The following is a 15,658-nucleotide window of genomic DNA, read 5'->3' on the forward strand; positions in this document are numbered from 1 at the left end:
ATCACGTGGGCAGCGGTACGGTCTGCTGCGCCTGCCATTCCCTGGCAGTGATGCGGCTGATGTGCTCGGTGCGGTAGTCGGCGAGGAAGCGGTTGAACTGGTTGACCTCGGTGTGGTGATGGCGGAAACCGCATTTGGCCTGCGCGCTCATTGATTGCAGGTTGTCGGCGAAGTAGCCGCACCACAACGCATCCAGCTGCAGATCCAGGAAGGCATGCCGCATCACCTCACGTACAGCTTCGGGTACCAGGCCACGACCCCAGTACGGTACGCCGATCCAGTAGGCGATCTCTCCCTCGCGCTCGCCCAAGCTGAAGTTGCTGTCAGCACCGATCAGGATGCCGACGCATCCGATGGCACGCCCGTTCTCGCGGCTCTGCAGGGCGTAGACCTCCGGTCGGTTGAACACGGTGCGGATGATGTCGGCACTCTCCTCTACGCTGGCATGCGGTGGCCAACCGGCGATGGGCCCCACGCGCGGGTCGCGGGCGTACTCGTACAGATCGGCGGCGTCACTGTCGCGCCAGGGGCGCAGGATCAAGCGTTGGGTGGCCAGTTGCATGGCGGGTCCGTCGGTGGAAAGAGAGTGCACAGGCTAGGTTTCGACGGGCGGGGAGCACAGGGCGGGACCTTGATGGTTTCGGTACTTTTCACAACTTCTTCGTTCGGGCGGATATGCTCTGCCGCGATATCCCAGTGGATCGGCCCATGGATCGCATTCCCCAGCTTCTGGAACAGGACGAATCCATGCGCTTGGAAGTCAGTACGTTGGCTGAAGGCTTGGGTGTTCCGCTGTCGTTCGGGCACGCCTATCTGACGGTGCTGGTGTGCGTGTCCGGGCGTGCGCGGTTCGCACTGAACTTCCGCGAAGTGGCGGTGCAGCGGCACGACGTACTGGTGCTGGCGGAGGATACGCTGACGCTGCTGCGGCAGCGTTCGCGCGGCTTCCTTGTGGTGGCCTGCCTGGTGCCGAAAGCGCTGGCCTCGGAGGTGGCCTATGTGCTGCCCAATGCACTGTTCAAGTTCCTGCACGAGCACCCTCATTGTGTACCGTCACCGCTGGAGGTGCCGCTGCTGCAGGGTTGGCTGCAGCAGTTGATGGATGCCCAGCACAACGGTGGCCGCCATCGGCAAGTGATGCTGCGCAACCTGCTGCAGACGTTTTTCCTGAAGTTCGCCACACTGCTCCCGGCATACTACGAGGCGGCGCCGCCGGTCGGCCGACGCGAGCGCCTGGCCTGGAGCTTCTGGGAACTGGTCGGCCAGCGCAGCACGCGCCAACGCGACGTGCAGTCCTACGCCGAGGCGCTGTGCATTACCCCGTTCTATCTCTCGCAGGTGACCCGGGAATGCTTCGGCGAAACGCCGAAGGCGTTGATCGACCGCCAGGTGGTGCTGGAGATCAAGGCGCTGCTGAGCTACAGCGAACTGCCGATCGGTCGCATCGCCGAACGCCTGTGTTTCGAGGACGCGTCCTACCTGTGCCGCTATTTCCGGCGGCACACCGGCCAATCGCTGACCGGCTACCGCCGGGCGGGGCAGGGCGGTATCAGTGCGATACGAACAAGGGCGCCGGTACTTCGGCAAGCAGATCCTCGGTGACCCCGCCGAGCACGCGTTCGACCACGCGACTGCGGCTGTAGGGCCCCAGCACCAGCAGATCGGCTTCGGCATCAAGTACATGCTGGCGAATGGTGGCAGCTACGCCCCCTTGGCTGGAGCTGATCGCCTGTATCTCCACTTCAACGCCGTGCCGCGCCAGATGCTGGGCCATTTCAGCGCCGGGTGCCGCTTCAGCCTTGGGCGTGTCGACCATCAGCAGGTGCACGGCCTGCGCCCGGGCCAGCAGAGGCAGGGCATCTGCCACCGCACGACGGGCCTGCTTGCTGGCATTCCAGGCCACCACGATACGCCGGCCGACCTGCTCGCCCTTCCAGTGCGGCGGCACCAGCAGCATCGGTACCCCGGTCTGGCGCAGCGTGCCCAGTGGATGCCAGCCGGAGGGCGCGCCTGGTGTGTGCGGATAGCCGGCGATGATCAGGTCGCAGTACAGCGACTGCAGCGCCAGGTCGGCGCCACCCAGGTAGTCCGAGACGATGCGCAGTTCGGTGCTGATCTGCAGCGGCTCGGACACGGCACGCAGGTTCTGCATCAGCTGTGCGGTGCAGGCGGCATCCGCGCGGGCCTCGTGGTCCAGCGCGGCGGCGATGCCGGCACCGCGCGCGAAGCCGTTGGCGATGTCGGTGGGATGCAGGGCCGTGGAGACTGCGACCAGATGCGCCTGCTGGGCCTGCGCCAGGTCGGCGGCGATGTTGAGAACGCGGTGCCCGGTGTCGCTGGCGTCGAACAGCACGGCGATATCGCGTAGTGGGTGCAGCATGGCGTTGTCTCCCTCGATGCCTGTGACGCGTTCCCTGCCGTGCACCGACCCGGGTGCACCGGACGCACCCCCGTTGTAGCGCATCCGTGATTCGGATGAATCATATTTGATTCAGTTTATTAATTGATGATTCATGCTAGCGTGAGGGCCAGCCCACACCCCATCGCTTTTCATGCGACCTGCCGCAGCACGTACACGACGCGACCTGCCCCATGCGCTGGCGGCCACCCTGGTCAGCCATCCACGCTGCACCCTCAGCGAACTCGCGCGCGGGGCGGGCATCAGCCGCGCGACCCTGTACCGGTTTGCGCCTACCCGGGAGGCGATCGACGAGGCCCTGTTCGCGGCCGGTTTCGAGCGCGTGGAAGCTGCGGCGGCCTGGTTCGACCAGGGCGGTGATGCACGCCACGTGCTGGAGCAGGTCACCGCCACGCTGCTGGCGGACTGGGAGCTGGTGACGCTGCTGTTCGCACGGATGATGGAAGAACAGCAGCGCCTGGGCGACCTGCACCTGCTGCCGGAGCGCTGGGCGCCGATCGGCGAGCGCTTCGAGGCCTTCTTCCTGCGGGGTCAGGCGGCCGGAGAGTTCAACGTCGGTTTCACCGCGGTGTGGCTCGCGGACTTCTACTGGAGCTGTTTCTACGGCATCACCTGGTCACTGGCACGCGGTCGGCTGGCGCCGGCAGCGGCAGCCTCTACGCTGCTGGCGTCGTTCCAGCGCGGGGCGATGATGGGTTGACCGCAGGGGTTTCCTGCGGGAGCGCCGTGGCTTACGCCTGCCTGAGCAGCTGCACCAGCTGGCGCAGGCGATAGGGCTTGGGCAGGAACTCCACCTGCTCGGGCAGCGGCGGCAGCTGCGAGCGGGCATAGCCGGACGAGAGGATCATCCGTGCCTGCGGCTGTTCGCGTGCCACATGCTCGCTCAGCTCGATGCCGGACATGCCGTTGGGCATGCTGACGTCGCTGAACACCACGTCGAAACGTGCTTCGCCCTTGAGCAGTTCCGCCGCCTCGTGGCCATCGGCGGTCGTGGCCACATCGATGCCGAGGTCGCGCAGGGCCAAGCCGATCATTTCACGCAGATCGGTCTGGTCTTCCACCATCAGTACGCGGATCGGGTCATCGGTCATCGGCAGGGTCCTCCATTGCGGGTAGCAGCAGGCTGACCGTGGTGCCGACACCGGGCGTGGTGGACACGTCGACGAAGCCGCCGCTCTGGGTAGTGAATCCGAACACCTGGCTCAGGCCCAGGCCGCTGCCTTTGCCGATGTCCTTGGTGGTGAAGAAGGGCTCGGTGGCCCGTTCGGCGATGTCGGCCGCCATCCCGTGGCCTTCATCGCAGACGCTGAGAGTGACATAGCCACGTTGCAGCGTGGAGTCCGCGTCCGGGTCGAGGCGATGCTCCAGCGCGGTGCCGATCAGGATGCGGCCGCCTTCAAGGGTAGCATCGGCGGCATTGGCGACCAGATTGGCCAGCGCCGTCTGCAGCTGCAGCGCATCGGTGTTGACCGCAGGCAGGCCGGGTGCCAGCTTGGCATCCAGCATCACCGTGGACGGGCAGGCGCGTTGCAGGTCCGGCAGCCACTGCTGTATCAGCACATTGATATCCAGTGGTTCGCGGATCAGGGTCTGGCCAGTGCTGAACGCCAGCAGCTGGCGGGTCAGCAGCGCACCACGATCGGTCGCGCTCTGCGCGGCATCGAGCAGCTCGGCGGCGCGCGCATCGTCACCGCCAACGCGCAGGGACAGCAGGTCCAGTGCGTTGCCGATGGTGGTCAGCAGGTTGTTGAACTCGTGCGACAGGCCGCGGCTGAGTCGGCCGACGGTCTCGAACTGTTGGGTATTGCGCAGCGCTCGTTGGGCATCACGCAGCAGGCGCTGTGCCTGCCACTGCTCGGTGATGTCGCGGGTGATCTTGACGAAGCCGAGCAGCTCACCCGCTTCAACCACCGGCTCGATGACAACACTGGCACGGAATGACGAGCCATCGCGGCGTACCCGCCAGCCCTCATTGGCAACGTGGCCATGCTGCGCTGCATGACGGAGCAGGCGTTGCGGTTCTCCTGCCTCGCGGTCGGCGGCCAGGTAGAAGCGACCAAAGTGGGTGCCCACCACTTCATCGGCTGAATAGCCCTTGATGCGCTCCGCACCAGGGTTCCAGCTGCAGACGATGCCATCAGGATCAAGCAGGTACAGCGCATGGTCGCGCACGCTGTCGATCAGCAGTCGCAGTTGGCGGGAAGGGTCCGTCAGCACGGACGTCGTAGAGGCGGCAGCGTCCACGTAAAAATAAGTGTTACCCCTGTGAGGGACGTGAAGCTAGGCATTCAAGTGTGAAGGAGGCGTGGAGGCGGGACACGTGCCATTTGTCCTGTGCGGCTGAATACGACACGGAGTACCATCACCCACCCTTTTTGTTCTGGAACCGACCTGCATGCGTCCTGGTGCGACTACGCGTGACCGCTGGATCTGGATGACGTCCGCCGTGCTACTGGCTGCGACCATCGCATTGGAGCTGGTGGTACCGCTCGGTTATGCAGTATGGCTGGCGTATTTCCTGGCCGTGGGCGTCACGGTGTTCCAGCGCAGTGCGCGCGCGCCGTTCATCGTGGCTGTGCTCGCCTGCGTCCTGCTGGTCATCGGTTTCAACATCGCCCCGGCCAGCTCGAACTCGGCGTTCTCGCTGGTCAACCGAAGCATCGGTGGTTGTGCGTTCCTGATGATCGCGCTGATCGTCTCCCGCGCGATCCAGGCACGCCGGGACGCAATGCGGGCGTTGTGGCTGCAGGAGGCCGAGAACGCGGTAGCGATGAGCCTGCGCGGCGACCTCGGCCCGGAGCAGATTGCCGAGGCGGCAGCCACCAGCTTGGGCGCGCAACTGGAGGCCGACGTCGGCGCCGTGTACCGGCTGGAAGGCGGACGACTGCAGCTGACCGGCGGCCTGGCGTTGCCGTCCGGCATGCCGGCGTCGCTGGCATTGCAGGAGGGCGTGGCCGGGCAGGTGGCGCGGGATGAGTGCATCCGTCACCTGGAGGGCAGCGACGATGCCGTACTTGAACTGCAGACCAGCCTGGGGCGGTTGCCGGTGCGCGAGCGCATCCTGGCGCCGATCAGCAGTGACGGCACCGTGGTAGGCATCGTCGAGCTGGGACGCGCCCGGGCGGGTGCGCAGCGCGACCTGGATCGCGAGCTGCTGGAGCGCTGCGCCGAGACCATCGGCATGGCGCTGCGTGCATCGCTGCTGCGCGCACAACTGGTGGTGCTGCTGGAGGAATCGCAGCGCCAGGGCGAGGAGCTGCAGGCCCAGCAGGAAGAGCTGCGCGTGGCCAATGAGGAACTGGAAGAGCAGAGCCGCAGCCTGCTGCAGTCGCAGAGCCATCTGGAAGAACAGCAGGCCGAGCTGGAACAGAGCAACGTCCAGCTGGAAGAGCGGACCCACGAGCTGGAGGCGCAGAAGCAGGCACTGCTGGTCGCGCAGAGCCAGCTGGTGCGCAACAGCAACGAACTGGCCGCGACATCGCGCTACAAGTCCGAGTTCCTGGCCAACATGTCGCACGAACTGCGCACGCCGCTGAACAGCTCGCTGATCCTGGCCAAGCTGCTGGCCGACAACAAGGACGGCACGCTCACCGAAGAACAGGTGAAGTATGCGCGTGCGATCCTGTCGTCCAACAACGATCTGCTGGCGCTGATCAACGACATCCTGGACCTGTCGCGCATCGAGGCCGGCCACGTCGAGCTGGCCGATGAAGTGGTGGTGACCGACAGCGTGCTGCAGCGCCTGCGCGAGACTTTCGAGCCGATGGCGCGGCAGAAGGGCCTGGCCCTGCAGATCGAGGCCGATGCGCTGGCGCCGAGCCAGCTGATGGTCGACAGCCAGCGACTGCAGCAGATCCTGAAGAACCTGCTGGCCAATGCGGTGAAGTTCACCGAGCATGGAAAGGTCAGCCTGCACGTGCGCGCGGCCGGCCAGGGGCGCATCCGTTTCGAGGTCTGCGACAGCGGTATCGGCATTGCCCGCGAGCAGCTGCAGGTCATCTTCGAAGCCTTCCGCCAGGCCGATGGCAGCACCCGTCGCCGCTACGGTGGCACCGGCCTGGGGCTGTCGATCTCGCGCGATCTGGCCGAGCGCATGGGCGGCAGCATCCAGGTCGACAGCGAACCGGGCCGTGGCAGCTGCTTCATTCTGGAACTGCCGTTGCAGGGCGCGCCCGCGTCGAGCGCCGCGGACATCGCCGCAGCCCCCGTGGCCTCGCCGGTCGCGGCCGCTGTGCCGGCGATGCAGGTGCCAGCAAGGGCTCCGGTGGCGCCGACGACGACGGTGCCCAGCGTGGCCGACGACCGCGGTCGTCGCCAGCACCCGGGCCGCCTGATCCTGGCCGTCGAGGACGACGCCACGTTCGCCGAAGCGCTGGTGGCCCTGGCCCATGAACTGGATTTCGACTGCGTGGTGGCCGGGACGGCCGAAGAGGCGCTGGCCCTGGCCGGCGAACTGCGACCGAACGGCATCCTGCTCGATATCGGCCTGCCGGACGTGTCCGGCCTGAGCGTGCTGGAGCGCCTGAAGCGCAACCCCGATACCCGCCATATTCCTGTGCACGTGGTCTCGGCAACGGACCGCAGCCAGGTGGCGCGCGAGCTTGGCGCGATCGGGTTTGCGATCAAGCCGACCACGCGCGAGCGCCTGGTAAGCGCCATCGAGCAGCTGGAACAGACCAGCCAGCGCGACGTGCGGCGCCTGCTGATCGTCGAGGACGACAGCGAGCTGCGCCACAACCTGGAACTGCTGCTGGGCCGTGATCAGCTGCAGATCGTCGCCGTGGGAACGCTTGCTGGCGCGCTGGAGCAGCTCAGCACGGTCACCTTTGATTGCATGGTGATGGACCTGTCACTGCCTGACGGCAGCGGCTACGACCTGCTCGAACACATGGCCGGCAACGATGACGTCGGCTTCCCGCCGGTGATCGTCTATACCGGTCGCGCGCTCGGTCGCGAGGAAGAACAGCGCCTGCGCCGCTATTCCAAGAGCATCATCATCAAGGGCGCACGTTCGCCCGAACGCCTGCTGGATGAAGTCACCCTGTTCCTGCACAGCGTGGAAGCCAGCCTGCCCACCGACCAGCAGCGCCTGCTGCGCGAGGCGCGCCGTCGCGACACCGTGCTCGATGGACGCACCGTACTGCTGGCCGAGGACGACGTGCGCAACATCTTTGCGCTGTCCAGCGTGCTCGAGCCGCTGGGCGTGACGCTGGAGATCGCGCGCAATGGGCAGGAGGCAGTGGACCGCCTGGCCGAGCGCGAAGTCGACCTGGTGCTGATGGACATCATGATGCCGGAGAAGGATGGCCTGGCCGCGATGCGCGAGATCCGCGCGCAGCGTCACCTGCAGGACCTGCCGATCATCGCGCTGACTGCCAAGGCCATGCCTGACGACCGTGAGCGTTGCCTGCAGGCGGGCGCCAACGATTACATCGCCAAGCCCATCGACGTCGACAAGCTGGTCTCGCTGTGCCGGGTCTGGTGCTCGCGGCAATGAACGAACAGGCGCTGTTCGACCTCGAACTGAAGGTCCTGCTGGAGGCGCTGTACCAGCGCTACCACTACGATTTCCGCAGCTATGCGGTGTCGTCGCTGCGCCGACGCATGCGCCAGGCGATGCAGCGCTATGAGTGCGAGCGGCTGGTCGACCTGCAGTACCGGCTGCTGCACGAGCCGGACCTGTTCGCCCAGGCCATGCAGTTCTTCACCGTGCAGGTCTCGGAGATGTTCCGTGACCCTGCGTATTTCCGTGAGCTGCGCGAGCAGGTGGTGCCAGTGCTGCGTACCTATCCCTCGGTGAAGCTGTGGGTGGCCGGCTGCAGCACGGGCGAGGAAGTGTGGTCGCTGGCGATCCTGCTGCATGAGGAAGGCCTGCTCGAGCGCAGCATCGTCTATGCCACCGACATCAATCCGGCCGCACTGGCCACCGCCGAGGCGGGCGCCTATGGCATCGACCGGATGGCCCAGTTCAGCCGCAACTACCTGGCCGCCGGTGGCACCGCGTCGCTGTCGGACTACTACGCTACCGCCTACGATGGTGCGGTGTTCGACCGCCAACTGCGCCGCAACGTGGTGTTCGCCGACCACAGCCTGGCCACCGATACCGTGTTCTCCGAAGTGCACCTGGTGTCGTGCCGCAACGTGCTGATCTATTTCAACCGCGACCTGCAGGATCGTGCCGTCGGCCTGTTCCGCGAAGCGCTGGTGCACCGGGGCTTCCTTGGCCTGGGCAGCAAGGAGTCGCTGCAGTTCGGGTGCCACCACGATGCCTTCGAGGTCTGTTCGCGAGAGCACCGCCTGTACCGGAAGGTGGCCTGATGACGCTGCCGGTGCGTCCGGCCGTGCTGGTGATCGGCGCGTCCGCCGGTGGCGTGGCGGCCCTGCAGGCGGTGCTCGGTGCACTGCCGGCGAAGCTGCCGGTACCGGTACTGGCCGTGCTGCACCTGCCGCGTGACCGTACCAGCCGCATCGCCGAGGTGCTGGCGCCGTACTGCGCGTTGCCGGTGCGCGAAGCCGAAGACAAGCAGCCGTTGCAGCCGGGCACGGTGACGTTCGCGCCGCCGGATTACCACCTGCTGGTGGAGGACGAGGGGGCGGTGGCGTTGTCGGTGGATGCACCGGTGCTGTTTTCCCGTCCGGCCATCGATCCGCTGTTCGACTCCGCTGCGGCGGTGTTCGGCGCGCAGGTATTGGCCCTGCTGCTGACCGGTGCCAGCAGTGATGGCAGCGAGGGCGTTGCCGCCGTGCGCCGTGCCGGTGGCCATGCCTGGCTGCAATGTCCCGAGGAAGCCGAGGCGTCGATGATGCCCGCTTCCGCCCTGCAGTACGCCGGCGCCGATGCCGTGCTGCCCCTTGAACTGATGTGTCGCCGCCTGAAGGAGTTGTTTGCATGAACCTGTTGCCACCGGAACCTGCGCAGTCGCGGACCCCGGTCAACCTGCTGATCGTCGATGACGTGCCGCAGAACCTGGTAGCCATGCAGGCCCTGCTGCAGCGCGAAGGGGTCAACCTGCTGCTGGCCGGCTCGGGCGCGCAGGCGTTGGAGCTGCTGCTCGAGCACGAGGTGGCATTGGCCCTGCTTGACGTGCACATGCCGGAGATCGATGGCTTCACCCTGGCCGAACTGATGCGCGGTTCGCATCGCAGCCGCGACGTGCCGATCATCTTCCTGACCGCCTCTCCGGATGATCCCCTGCGCGTGTTCAAGGGCTACGAAAGCGGTGCGGTCGATTTCCTGCACAAGCCGGTGGCGCCGCAGGTGATCCTGAGCAAGGTCAACGTCTTCATCGAGCTGTACCAGCAGCGGCAGCTGCTGAAGGCGCGCAACGAGGCACTGGAGCGCGCGCTGAAGCTCAACGAGACGATGGCTGCCGTTTTGACCCACGACCTGCGCACGCCGTTGTCGGCGATCCTGCTGTGTGCCGACAAGCTGGCGCTGGAGCTTCCGGAAGACAACGCAGGCGCGCAGCAGACCCTGCAGTACCTGGAAGCCAGCACCCTGCGGATGGCGCGGATGGTCGAGCAGCTGCTGGATTTTTCGCGGATCCGCAGCGGTGGCCTGAGGCTGGAGGCAAGTGCCTGCGATCTGGCCGACGTGACGCGCGCGGTAGTCGCCGAGGCGGGCAGCGCGCATGGGGCGGACCGGATCCACCTGGACCTGCAGGGAGACACGCGGCTGCAGGGCGATCTGGATCGCCTTGGCCAGGTCGCCGCCAACCTGGTCGGCAATGCGCTGACCCATGGCAGCGAGGCGAGGGTGGAGGTGGATGGGCGCGACCCGCGCGGCGTACTGCTGCGGGTCAGCAACGCCGGCCGGATCGATGACGCGCTGTTGCCGCGACTGTTCGAACCGTTCAAGGCCAGCTTCCACCAGAGCAAGGGCCTGGGCCTGGGCCTGTACATCGTCGATCAGTTCGTCCGCGCGCACGGCGGGCGCATTGCGGCCCGCAACGAAGCGGGCCAGGTGGTGTTCGAGGCAATGCTGCCACGACGCTGCGACGGCACGGTCTTGGCGGCAACCTGAACGCTTCGGCCAGCGTTCCGGCGGACTGAGACGGACTGGTCCGCAACTGCCAGCGTGGGTGCCTATTCTCGCCAGCTTTCCTGCAGTGACTGGTCCGGATTCTCCCGGCGCCTGCAGGGCGATCGTTCGGCACCGACGCCAGTGGACCTGCTCGATCAGGTGGTGCAGCCGGCGCTGCACGCAGGCTGATGGTCTGCGCCGGATTCAGCGCGAAGCAGCACCGCAGTACGCCGCATGCAGCGCCTGCAGCACGCCCAGTGCGGGCCCTTCAAGAACCCGGTAGTGGATCGCCTGCGCTTCGCGCCGGGTCGCCACGATATCCAGTCCGCGCAGCACCGCCAGATGCTGTGACAACGCCGATGCGCTCAGGCCGGTCAGTGCCTGCAGTTCCGGTACCGACGCTTCACCTTCCACCAGGCGGCACAGCACCCGCAGCCGGGCCGGGTGGGCCAGGCTTTTGAGCAGCGTGGCTGCCTGCGACGCGTGTTCGGCCATCGCGGCGCTGTCGAGCTGGGTCCGGGCCATGGTTGACCATTTTGTTTAGAATGATCTAATTTAGAATAATCTAAACAAATGGGCAATCCCATGTACGGCAGCGAAGAGGGCAGGGCATGAACCTGCCATGGAGTGCGGCGGCAGGTGGTGCGTTGATCGGCGCCGCCGCGGTGCTGTTGCTCGCCACCATCGGACGCGTGGCGGGCATCAGCGGCATCACCGCAGGCAGCCTGCGCGCAGGCAAGGGCGAGCGTGCCTGGCGCTGGGCCTTCCTGGCCGGCCTGACCGCATCGGCGGGGCTGGTGCTGTGGTGGCAATCGGTGCCCGAGGCATCGCCGCGTGCGCTGCTGCGTGATGCGCTGCCGGCATGGCAGTTGATGGGAGCCGGCCTGCTGGTCGGCTTCGGTACGCGGCTGGGCAACGGCTGCACCAGCGGTCACGGTGTGTGCGGCATGGCCCGCGCTTCGAAGCGATCGCTGGCGGCCGTGCTGGTGTTCATGGCCTGCGCGATGCTGACCACCTTCCTGGTCCGTCATGGCGGAGGCCCAACATGAGCCGCGCAGTCTGGGCCGCCGGCGCGGCGGGCGCATTGTTTGGCATGGGGTTGGCACTTTCGGGAATGACCGACGCGCGTCGTGTCCTCGGCTTCCTCGACATCACCGGTGACTTCGATCCCACGCTGCTGTGGGTGCTGGGCTCGGCGCTGCTGGTCAGCGCGATCGGGCAGCGGTGGGTGTTGCGGCGACAGCAGCCGCTGTACGCAGACCGCTTCCGGCTGCCTGTTACCCGGCGTGTGGATGCTCGCCTGCTGCTGGGTGCCGCGCTGTTCGGGATCGGCTGGGGCTGGGCGGGCTATTGCCCAGGCCCGGCCATCGCCGGGGTGGCCGTGGCGTCGCGCGAAGCCCTGTGGTTCGTGCCTTCGATGCTTGCAGGATTCTGGCTGCACGACCGCTTCGTCCGTTGAGGCTTTCACCCCTGTCTCACCCTGCCTGGGGTCCTATCTTCGGATCACGGGGAAAAGGAGTGCAACGACATGGCACGGATGAAGTGGATGGGAAGGGGAATGCTGGCGGTCGCGCTGGCCGCAGCCGTGGCACCGGCACTGGCCTGCACGCGCGCGGTGTACTTGGGTGACAACGGCGATGTGATCACCGCGCGCTCGATGGACTGGAAGGTCGATGTGGCGACCAACCTCTACATACTGCCGCGCGGCATTGCGCGCACCGGCCAGGCCGGCCCGAAGTCGCTGGCGTGGACCGCGCGCTACGGCTCGGTGGTGGCCACCGGCTACGACGTGTCGACCACCGATGGCATGAACGAAAAGGGCCTGGTAGCCAACCTGCTGTGGCTGGTCGAATCGGAGTATCCGCAGCAGCGTGGCAACAAGCCGGGCCTGGCGATTTCGCTGTGGGCGCAGTATGTGCTGGACAACTTCGCTACCGTGGAAGAGGCGGTCGCCGCGTTGAAGCGCGAGCCGTACTCGATCGTCACCGACAAGGTGCCCGGTGAAGATCGGCAGGCGACGCTGCACCTTTCGCTGTCCGATGCCAGCGGCGACAGTGCCATCGTCGAGTACATCGGCGGCCGCCAGGTGATCCACCATGACCGGCGCTACCAGGTGATGACCAATTCGCCGATCTTCGAGCAGCAGCTGGCGCTCAACAGCTACTGGCAGCAGATCGGCGGCACGGTGATGCTGCCGGGCACCAACCGCTCTGCTGACCGTTTCGCGCGCGCCTCGTTCTACATCAACGCCATTCCCAAGGCCGAGGATCCGGTGGAGGCCCTGGCCAGCGTGTTCAGCGTGATCCGCAACGCGTCGGTGCCGTATGGCATCACCACGCCGGGTGAGCCGAACATCTCATCCACGCGCTGGCGCACCGTGGCCGACCACAAGCGGCGGCTGTACTTCTTCGAATCGGCATTGACCCCGAACACCTTCTGGGTCGATCTGAACAAGGTCGATTTCGCCGGCAAGGTACTCAAGCTCGACCTCGGCAAGGACCAGCGCAATACCTTCGCCGGTGATGCACTGGGCCAGTTCGTGCCCAGCGCACCGTTCGCCTTCCTCGGCGTCGACGGTTAGTTCGACGCCTGGCTGGAGGCCGGGTAGACCGCCTGGATCGTGCAGCTGCCGCGCGTGTACTGCGGCAGCGGGGCGATGCTTTCACCGCGCAGATCGTCTGTCTCGAATTCGGCAGTCATGATCCGATCGCCGGGATTGCCACAGATCAGGCCGTTCTGCAGGCCCGAGTGGAAGCTCAGCTGCGGCGTGCGGTCGAGCTGGCGGCAGTGGCTGCCGAGTTCTACCCGGTAGTAGCGATGGCCGCCATTGCGGCGCGGGTTGGTCTCCACCAGCATGCCCTGCGGGTCGGATGACCAGGCACGCACGTTGCGCGTGGCAAAGCAGTAGGACGGTGAGCCGCCGAAGCTGCGACGCACCTCCTTGCGTTCGCGGATGGTCACGGCAGGCAGGGTAGCGGTGCGCAGGCGCTCGCTGTCGCGGGCGACGCTGGCATAGTCGCGATTCTGCAGCGGGGTGACTGCGCTGATGGTGCATTGGCGGCCGTCGACCACGACGCGTTCGCTGGGGCGGCCGCAGGCCCAGCCGGCGGGGGCTTCCAGTTTCAGCGAGGTGGCACTGCGGACGCCGGGACAATCTTCGTTGAAGTCGATCCGAAAGGGCTGGCCGGAGGCGGCGCGCAGTGCGATCGAGCGCGGTGATGCCTGCTCCACTTCCTGTACGCCGACAGCGTTCATGCAGTGCGGAGCCGGTGGCGTACGCGCCTGTGCGGAGACCGAAGCTGCGAGCGCCAGGCCGAGGCCGGTGGCGAGCGCCAGGGACACCTGCTGATGGGTCATGTCCTGCACTCCCTGCGTTGGATGACGGATCGACTATAGCAACGGTTTGCACGGCCGTTGTTACACGCGCACACTGCCCGCATGGGCGCCATCTTCCATCTGCGGCACTACGGCCAGGCCACCGGCCTGGACCGCCATGACTACGCGCAGTGGGTGCTGCCAGTGCAGGGTGAACTGCAGTTCGAAATGGAAGGCCGCGGAGGTCGGCTGGACGTGCTGCAGGGGGCATTCGTGGCCGCCGGTGAGGCGCATGACCAGATGGCTGATGGTCCCAATGGTTTCGTGATCGTTGACTGTCCTCCGGGCGTACTTGATGACGGCACGCAGGAGCATCTGTGCCGGCAGCGCTGGCTGCATCTGCCGCTGGCATTGCGCCGACGCCTGGCTGAGGTGCAGGCAGGGCAGTCAATGCCGGCGCTGCTGCCGCAGTTGCTGCAGGTATTTGCACCTGCCGGCAGTGGCGCGCGCATGCAGGGTCTGTGTGCGGCGGTCCAGGCCGACCCCGGGCAGGCGTGGCCGGTGGCGCGCATGGCGGGGTTCGTCGGGGTCAGCGAGAGCCGTTTGCATGCGCTGTTCCGGCAGGAGTTCGGGCTCAGCCCGCAGGCCTGGCTCAGTGCAAGCCGGTTGCGTTGGGCCAAGCACCAGCTGCGCACCAGCGTGGCGCCGATCAGCGATATCGCGCTGGCCGCGGGCTATTCCGAGCAGAGCGCACTGACCCGCGCGCTGCGCCGCGAGTGCGGCCAGACTCCCGCAGCGTGGCGCCGGGGCGCCGGACTGTAGGGTCGAGCCACGCTCGGCTTTGCACACGCGCGGCCGGTCAGGGCAATAGCCTCGGTCAAGAGCGCCCGCTGGCCAGCGCTTACACTGCGCGGCCTGTTCTCTCCCCCCGAAGAACCCGAATGCGCAACAACCCGATGGCCCTGGGCATCGCCAATGGCGTTGCCGCTGGCGCGCTGTGGGGCGTGGTCTTCCTCGCGCCCGCCGTGCTGCAGTCGTTCAACGCCCTGCAATTGTCGGCCGGTCGCTATCTGGTCTACGGCCTGATCGCCGTAGTACTGCTGCTCCCGCGCTGGAAGCGGCTGGCACCCCAGCTGGGTCGCACCGAATGGATCGGGCTGCTGTGGCTGAGCCTGGCCGGGAACCTGGTGTACTTCCTGCTGCTGGCCACGGCGGTGCAGTGGGCTGGCGGTGCGGCGGCGTCGCTGATTGTCGGCCTGATTCCGGTGGTGGTCACCCTGGTCGGCGTGCGCGAACAGGGTGCAGTGCCTTTGAAACAGCTGCTGCCGGCACTGGGCCTGTGCGTGCTGGGCGTGGCCCTGGTTGGTTGGGAAGCACTGATGTCCGAGCACCTGGCAACCCCGTGGCGGCAGCGCCTGATCGGCCTGCTGTGCGCGTTCGGCGCGCTGTTCTCGTGGGCGTTGTACTCGATCGGCAACAGCCGCTGGCTGGCGCGTCGACCGGACTTGTCCAGCCACGACTGGTCGCTGCTGACCGGCGTCACCACCGGCGGCCTGGCCCTGCTGCTGGTGCCGATGGCCTTCATCGGGCACACCAGCGGGCACACGGCGGCGCAGTGGAGTGGTTTCTGGGCAATCAGTGCCGGTGTGGCGGTGGTGGCCTCGATCCTCGGCAATGCGTTCTGGAACCGCGCCAGCCGCCTGCTGCCGCTGACCCTGACCGGACAGATGATCGTGTTCGAGACGCTGTTCGCGCTGGCGTATGCCTTCGCCTGGCAGCAGCGCTGGCCTTCACTGCTGGAAGCGCTGGCGATCGTGTTCCTGGTGGCCGGCGTGATGCTGTGCGCGCATGCCCATCGTAGTCCACGGGCGATCGCCGAACATGCCGACTGAATGCGTGCG

18 protein-coding genes are annotated in these 15,658 nt (G+C 66.7%); 12 read left to right on the forward strand and 6 right to left on the reverse strand.

The window, feature by feature from the left end; all coding sequences use genetic code 11:
* Position 1 precedes the first annotated feature (1 nt).
* Positions 2–562 (reverse strand): GNAT family N-acetyltransferase, encoded by a 561-nt coding sequence (locus tag ACSYAO_RS09055; protein WP_099485195.1) that lies wholly within the window; start codon positions 560–562, stop codon positions 2–4.
* A 146-nt stretch (positions 563–708) separates the two neighbouring features.
* Here ACSYAO_RS09055 and ACSYAO_RS09060 point away from each other — a divergent pair, with 146 nt between their 5' ends.
* Positions 709–1,602 carry an AraC family transcriptional regulator gene (locus tag ACSYAO_RS09060; RefSeq protein WP_076738982.1) on the forward strand — a complete coding sequence of 298 codons (894 nt, stop codon included), beginning with the start codon at positions 709–711 and terminating at the stop codon, positions 1,600–1,602.
* Here the strand turns inward: ACSYAO_RS09060 and ACSYAO_RS09065 are convergent.
* Positions 1,550–2,380 carry a universal stress protein gene (locus ACSYAO_RS09065; protein ID WP_005409403.1) on the reverse strand — a complete coding sequence of 277 codons (831 nt, stop codon included), beginning with the start codon at positions 2,378–2,380 and terminating at the stop codon, positions 1,550–1,552. The two genes, ACSYAO_RS09060 and ACSYAO_RS09065, sit on opposite strands and share 53 nt — an antisense overlap.
* Positions 2,381–2,552: 172 nt before the next feature.
* Here ACSYAO_RS09065 and ACSYAO_RS09070 point away from each other — a divergent pair, with 172 nt between their 5' ends.
* A complete protein-coding gene (locus ACSYAO_RS09070; RefSeq protein ID WP_005409404.1) occupies positions 2,553–3,119 on the forward strand; it encodes a TetR/AcrR family transcriptional regulator in 567 nt (188 codons plus the stop codon).
* A gap of 31 nt (positions 3,120–3,150) precedes the next feature.
* On the opposite strand, the gene ACSYAO_RS09075 is transcribed toward ACSYAO_RS09070, so the two are convergent.
* Positions 3,151–3,510 (reverse strand): response regulator, encoded by a 360-nt coding sequence (locus ACSYAO_RS09075; protein WP_005409405.1) that lies wholly within the window; start codon positions 3,508–3,510, stop codon positions 3,151–3,153.
* Positions 3,500–4,663, reverse strand: a complete 1,164-nt coding sequence (locus ACSYAO_RS09080) for a two-component system sensor histidine kinase NtrB (RefSeq protein ID WP_394764588.1) — start codon at positions 4,661–4,663, stop codon at positions 3,500–3,502. The genes ACSYAO_RS09075 and ACSYAO_RS09080 overlap by 11 nt, the downstream gene beginning before the upstream one ends.
* Before the next feature lie 151 nt (positions 4,664–4,814).
* Between ACSYAO_RS09080 and ACSYAO_RS09085 the strand changes: the two genes are divergently transcribed.
* From ACSYAO_RS09085 to ACSYAO_RS09105, 5 genes are read left to right on the forward strand one after another with little or no spacing between them, the layout of a single operon-like run.
* Positions 4,815–7,916 (forward strand): hybrid sensor histidine kinase/response regulator, encoded by a 3,102-nt coding sequence (locus tag ACSYAO_RS09085; RefSeq protein WP_043035067.1) that lies wholly within the window; start codon positions 4,815–4,817, stop codon positions 7,914–7,916.
* A complete protein-coding gene (locus ACSYAO_RS09090; RefSeq protein ID WP_005409408.1) occupies positions 7,913–8,737 on the forward strand; it encodes a CheR family methyltransferase in 825 nt (274 codons plus the stop codon). Before ACSYAO_RS09085 ends, ACSYAO_RS09090 begins: the two co-directional genes overlap by 4 nt.
* Positions 8,737–9,312 (forward strand): chemotaxis protein CheB, encoded by a 576-nt coding sequence (locus ACSYAO_RS09095; RefSeq protein WP_005409409.1) that lies wholly within the window; start codon positions 8,737–8,739, stop codon positions 9,310–9,312. The genes ACSYAO_RS09090 and ACSYAO_RS09095 overlap by 1 nt, the downstream gene beginning before the upstream one ends.
* Positions 9,309–10,442, forward strand: coding sequence for a hybrid sensor histidine kinase/response regulator (locus ACSYAO_RS09100; protein ID WP_043035068.1), 1,134 nt, complete (start codon positions 9,309–9,311; stop codon positions 10,440–10,442). Before ACSYAO_RS09095 ends, ACSYAO_RS09100 begins: the two co-directional genes overlap by 4 nt.
* Before the next feature lie 54 nt (positions 10,443–10,496).
* The gene (locus ACSYAO_RS09105) at positions 10,497–10,631 is read left to right on the forward strand and encodes a hypothetical protein (protein WP_005413152.1); all 135 of its coding nucleotides are present in this window, start codon (positions 10,497–10,499) and stop codon (positions 10,629–10,631) included.
* Positions 10,632–10,646: 15 nt separating this feature from the next.
* On the opposite strand, the gene ACSYAO_RS09110 is transcribed toward ACSYAO_RS09105, so the two are convergent.
* Positions 10,647–10,967, reverse strand: a complete 321-nt coding sequence (locus tag ACSYAO_RS09110) for an ArsR/SmtB family transcription factor (protein WP_043035069.1) — start codon at positions 10,965–10,967, stop codon at positions 10,647–10,649.
* A gap of 86 nt (positions 10,968–11,053) precedes the next feature.
* Between ACSYAO_RS09110 and ACSYAO_RS09115 the strand changes: the two genes are divergently transcribed.
* The 3 genes from ACSYAO_RS09115 (at position 11,054) to ACSYAO_RS09125 (ending at position 13,023) form a co-directional block, all read left to right on the forward strand.
* A complete protein-coding gene (locus ACSYAO_RS09115) occupies positions 11,054–11,491 on the forward strand; it encodes a YeeE/YedE family protein (RefSeq protein ID WP_043035070.1) in 438 nt (145 codons plus the stop codon).
* Positions 11,488–11,901 carry a DUF6691 family protein gene (locus tag ACSYAO_RS09120; protein WP_005409414.1) on the forward strand — a complete coding sequence of 138 codons (414 nt, stop codon included), beginning with the start codon at positions 11,488–11,490 and terminating at the stop codon, positions 11,899–11,901. Before ACSYAO_RS09115 ends, ACSYAO_RS09120 begins: the two co-directional genes overlap by 4 nt.
* Before the next feature lie 69 nt (positions 11,902–11,970).
* Complete coding sequence (locus ACSYAO_RS09125) at positions 11,971–13,023, forward strand: linear amide C-N hydrolase (protein WP_012480021.1); 1,053 nt, start codon at positions 11,971–11,973, stop codon at positions 13,021–13,023.
* Here the strand turns inward: ACSYAO_RS09125 and ACSYAO_RS09130 are convergent.
* Positions 13,020–13,799 carry a DUF6491 family protein gene (locus ACSYAO_RS09130; RefSeq protein ID WP_043035071.1) on the reverse strand — a complete coding sequence of 260 codons (780 nt, stop codon included), beginning with the start codon at positions 13,797–13,799 and terminating at the stop codon, positions 13,020–13,022. The genes ACSYAO_RS09125 and ACSYAO_RS09130 overlap by 4 nt on opposite strands.
* An 81-nt stretch (positions 13,800–13,880) precedes the next feature.
* Between ACSYAO_RS09130 and ACSYAO_RS09135 the strand changes: the two genes are divergently transcribed.
* Positions 13,881–14,579, forward strand: a complete 699-nt coding sequence (locus tag ACSYAO_RS09135) for a helix-turn-helix transcriptional regulator (protein ID WP_005409417.1) — start codon at positions 13,881–13,883, stop codon at positions 14,577–14,579.
* Between the two features lie 119 nt (positions 14,580–14,698).
* Entirely contained in the window at positions 14,699–15,649 is a 951-nt protein-coding gene (locus ACSYAO_RS09140; RefSeq protein WP_043035072.1) for a DMT family transporter, read from the forward strand.
* Positions 15,650–15,658 lie beyond the last annotated feature (9 nt).

Source organism: Stenotrophomonas sp. STK16_22 (assembly GCF_051984505.1).
Classification (GTDB): domain Bacteria; phylum Pseudomonadota; class Gammaproteobacteria; order Xanthomonadales; family Xanthomonadaceae; genus Stenotrophomonas; species Stenotrophomonas maltophilia_A.